2 protein-coding genes are annotated in these 4,230 nt (G+C 24.7%); one reads left to right on the top strand and one right to left on the bottom strand.

The genetic code is table 11. The features are described 5' to 3' along the window. Positions 1–106 precede the first annotated feature (106 nt). Positions 107–541: a hypothetical protein gene (locus J7G74_RS15940; RefSeq protein WP_297137154.1), complete on the bottom strand. Its 435-nt coding sequence runs from the start codon at positions 539–541 to the stop codon at positions 107–109. Positions 542–698: 157 nt separating this feature from the next. On the opposite strand from J7G74_RS15940, the gene J7G74_RS15935 reads away from it, so the two are divergent. Beyond that, positions 699–3,866, top strand: coding sequence for a DEAD/DEAH box helicase (locus tag J7G74_RS15935; RefSeq protein ID WP_297137151.1), 3,168 nt, complete (start codon positions 699–701; stop codon positions 3,864–3,866). Positions 3,867–4,230 lie beyond the last annotated feature (364 nt).

The raw sequence follows: 4,230 nt of genomic DNA, 5'->3' as shown, positions 1-4,230 counted from the left end.
TTTTATAAAAATTACCACAAAAATTTTTACTTTTTAATATAGTAATATAATTCTATTAAAAAGAGCAAGTCCATATATATACTTGCTCTTTAATCATGAGAGAAGTTTATAAAAATTTTCTTAAATCTTTTGCGAATTTTTCTTGGATTTCGATCAAATCATAACATAATCCTTTGATATCTTTCATAGCAGAAGAATATTGATTTAAATATTTAGAGATTGATTTTATTCCCATGTTGCATCCATCTGTCATTAAATCAGCAATTACTTTATCATGCTCACCTTTTACTAATTTAAAATTTATTTTTAGCCATGACATTGATTTGGCTATTGAGCTAGGATCTTTTTCATTGTCTTTAAATTTATTTAATTCAAAATTAATTTTATTTTCTAATTTTTTATTATCATCTAAGTATTTTTCTAATATAGAAAAAAGTTGTTCGGCATTTACTTTATCTAAGACCATTTCAACACTTTCAATTCCCATCTTAACTCCAGCATCACATTCTTTTAAAAGTCCAATAGTATCTTCATTAGACATATTTATCACTCCTTTTAAGTATTATATATTTTATTATTTCAATAATTTGTTCTAGTAGTCAGAATAATTTTTAAATGTATTATCATATTTTAAACATTGAAGTAAATATTCAACAGTTATATAATAAATCTTATAAGCTAAAAAAGCAGGTGATGTAATGGACTTTAAAATTGTAAATAATATATTAATTAATAATACAGACTCAAAAAGATATAAAAGAGGTAATGAAAATTATAATGAGGGTTATGTAGAGGAAGTAAGATATACAAATGAAAAAAGAATTTTAACTATAGATGCTCAAGTAGCATCCGAAAGTCAAAATAAATCTTATGGTTCTACTATAAAAATAGATTTAGAAAATGAAGAAGTTATAAGTGCTCTGTGTGAATGTGAAGATTGTATAAAAAGAAGTAAAGCTGGTCAAATAGCAATTTGTAAACATATGGTATCTGCTACTTTGTATGTTATAAACTTATTAAAATCTGATGTAATAAGCAATTTAAAGCAAACAACAGTTTTTGTAAAAAATAATAACAAAATTAAAAGAAGTAAAAGTTTTATAAATAAAGATTTACTAGACTATTTTAAAAGTAAACCTAAGGAAAAAGTTGATTTAGATGTAAGGGTAGAGTTTGTTGGAGACTCTACTTTAAGTTGTGATTTTAAAATAGGAATAGAAAAAATGTATGCAATGAAAAATTTAAGGGATTTTGCTTTTGCTAGAATAAATTCAAAAGATATAATTTATGGTGTAGATTTTTCTTACAACCCTATAAATAACTATTTTGACGATGAAGATAAAAAAATAGTTGAAATGATAGAAGAGTATGGAATGAGTCTTTCACATAATGCTTTTACAAAAGATGCTAGGTATATGAGTGTAAAAGGATCTAGTGTTAGAAGATTATTTGAATCTTTACAATATAGAGATTTTGACTTCAAGTTTAGGAATTTATATCATAATCCAAGAGTAATTAGTGGACAATTACCTATAAAAATAGATTTAGAGATGAATGATGAAGAAGTATTTCTAAAAAGCAAAGAGCCTCCTCCCTATCCTTTATCTGTAAAAGGAGATGTTGTATTTTATAAGGGAGATATTTACCTCTTAACTAGTGAAAATGGGATTTACTATAAAAAGTTATTTTCAGTTTTAAATGAGTTTAAAGAAATATCATTTGAAAAAAATGAAGTCACTAGTGTACTTACAGATATAATACCAAAAGTTGAGGAGATATGCGAAATAGTATCTATTGATGAGAGAATAGAAGAAAATACTTCAAGAGATTTGCAAATAAAATATTACTTTGATTTAGAAGATAGTAAAATAACTTGTAATCTTAAATTTTATTATGAAGGAGAAGATGAAGGAAAGTTTATAATAAGAGATATTCATAAAGAGCAAGAGGCTATTTATAGATTATATACTAATTATTTTGAAGAGGAAAATAATAAGTATATATTTAAAGGAAATGACAATCAACTTTATGATTTTTTAAACAAGGAAATTAATCGTTTAAAATATATAGGTGAAGTTTATTATTCTGATAGATTAAAAGAAAGAAAAGTTTATACATCTTCAGCATTTAGAATTAATTTAGGTGAAGAAATAAATCATTATCTTGACTTTAATTTTAAGATAGAAGGCGTAGATGAAGAAGAATATAAAAATATAATTAATGCTTTTAAAATTAAAAAAAGGTTTTATAAATTAAAAAATGGTAATTTTGTTAATTTAGAAGATGTAGAAACTAGAGAAATATTTAAGCTTATGGAAAGCTTAGGTTTTACAGATAATATAAAAAATATGAAAATACACTCGAGTAAGGCTTTATTTATAGATGATTTATTAACTGAAAAGAAATTACCTTTTATAGATGGTATGGAAAATACTAAAAATATAGTAGAACGTTTTAAAAATATTGATAAACTAGTAGTTGAAGTTCCAAAAGAGTTAAAAGCAGAATTAAGAGATTATCAATTAAGTTCTTTAAATTGGTTTGAAACTTTAGATTACTTAGGTTTTGGTGGAATTTTAGCAGATGAAATGGGACTTGGAAAAACTATTCAAACAATAAGTTTCCTATTAACTAAAAACAATAAGAAAAGCCTTATTATAACACCGACATCATTAATTCATAACTGGAAAAATGAATTTGAAAAGTTTGCACCTACGATAAAAGTAGGAATAGCTCATGGGATTAAAAAAGATAGGACTACTGTGATTAAAGATATTGATGACTATGATGTAGTGCTTACTACTTATGGATCTCTTAGAAATGATTTAGAAAATTATGAAAAAATAAATTTTGATTACTGTATAATAGATGAGGCTCAAAATATTAAAAATCCTTTAGCAGCTAGCACTAATGCGGTAAAGGCTATACATGCAAAAAATAAATTTGCTCTCACAGGCACACCTATAGAAAACAATTTACTAGAACTATGGTCTATTTTTGATTTTATTATGCCAGGATACTTATATAATTTAACTAAATTTAATGCAGTTTTTATAAAAGATGAAACACAAATAGAAAATTTAAAAAGAATGATTAGACCTTTTATTTTGAGAAGAACTAAGAAACAAGTTATTAAAGAGCTTCCAGATAAAATAGAAAGACAGTTTTTAGTAGAGATGGGAAAATCACAAAAGAATGTTTATGGTATTTATGTGGAAGATGTAAAACAAAAGTTAAAAGAGAAGAAAGATATAAAAAATAAAATAACTGTATTTTCTTATTTAACGAAGTTAAGACAACTTTGCCTAGATCCAAGTGTTGTCATAGAAGGGTATAAGGGAAAGAGTGCCAAGACAGAAGCTTGTTTAGAAATTATAAAAGAATATATAGAGGAAAATAATAAAATTTTAGTTTTTTCTCAATTTACTACAGTACTAAAAAATATAGGTAAGAAGTTAGATAAAAATAATATAAAATATTATTATCTAGATGGTTCTACAAAATCAGAAGATAGAATCAAGTTAGTAGATGATTTCAACAAAAGTGAAGAAATAAGAGTGTTTTTAATATCTCTTAAAGCAGGAGGAACTGGTCTTAATTTAACATCTGCAAATACTGTAATCCATTTTGATCCATGGTGGAATCCTTCTGTAGAAAATCAAGCCAGTGATAGAGCACATAGATATGGACAAAAACAAGTAGTTGAAGTAATAAAATTAATTGCAAAAGGAACTATTGAAGAAAAAATAGTAGCCCTTCAAGAAACTAAAAAGAAACTTATAGATGACATGATTGATGGAAATTTATCTGATGGAAGTATATTAAAGAACCTATCTGATGAAGAAATTTTAGATTTATTAAGATAATTTTTAGAGATATAATTTATTTGGAAATATTCATTAAAAAACATGTAAATAGTTAGTTTAATATTACTATATAAAAAGAGCTTAGATTAACTAAGCTCTTTTGCATATTATAGTTATAATTTAATATACTGTCTATGTTTATTATTAAAGATATACTTATTTCTATGGATTCCAACACAATTAAATATGATAGATAAATCTACCAGTCTGAAATTTGGAATACCAGTAATATTTATGGAGAGACTGTGAATTTTTTTCTGTAAATAGCTTTCTATGATAAAATTATTAAGGCGTGGATATGAAAATTAATTATCCATGCCTTAATTTGAATGTAGTTTTAATTTAATCGCATGTCAAGTACACC

Source organism: Terrisporobacter sp. (assembly GCF_017888745.1).
GTDB lineage: Bacteria > Bacillota > Clostridia > Peptostreptococcales > Peptostreptococcaceae > Terrisporobacter.
This window is presented reverse-complemented; position numbering and strand designations above follow the sequence as displayed.

Bases quoted from the DNA above. Each gene is read 5' to 3' on its own strand.
- J7G74_RS15935 (WP_297137151.1), top strand. From the start codon at position 699: ATGGACTTTAAAATTGTAAATAATATATTAATTAATAATACAGACTCA.
- J7G74_RS15940 (WP_297137154.1), bottom strand. From the start codon at position 541: ATGTCTAATGAAGATACTATTGGACTTTTAAAAGAATGTGATGCTGGA.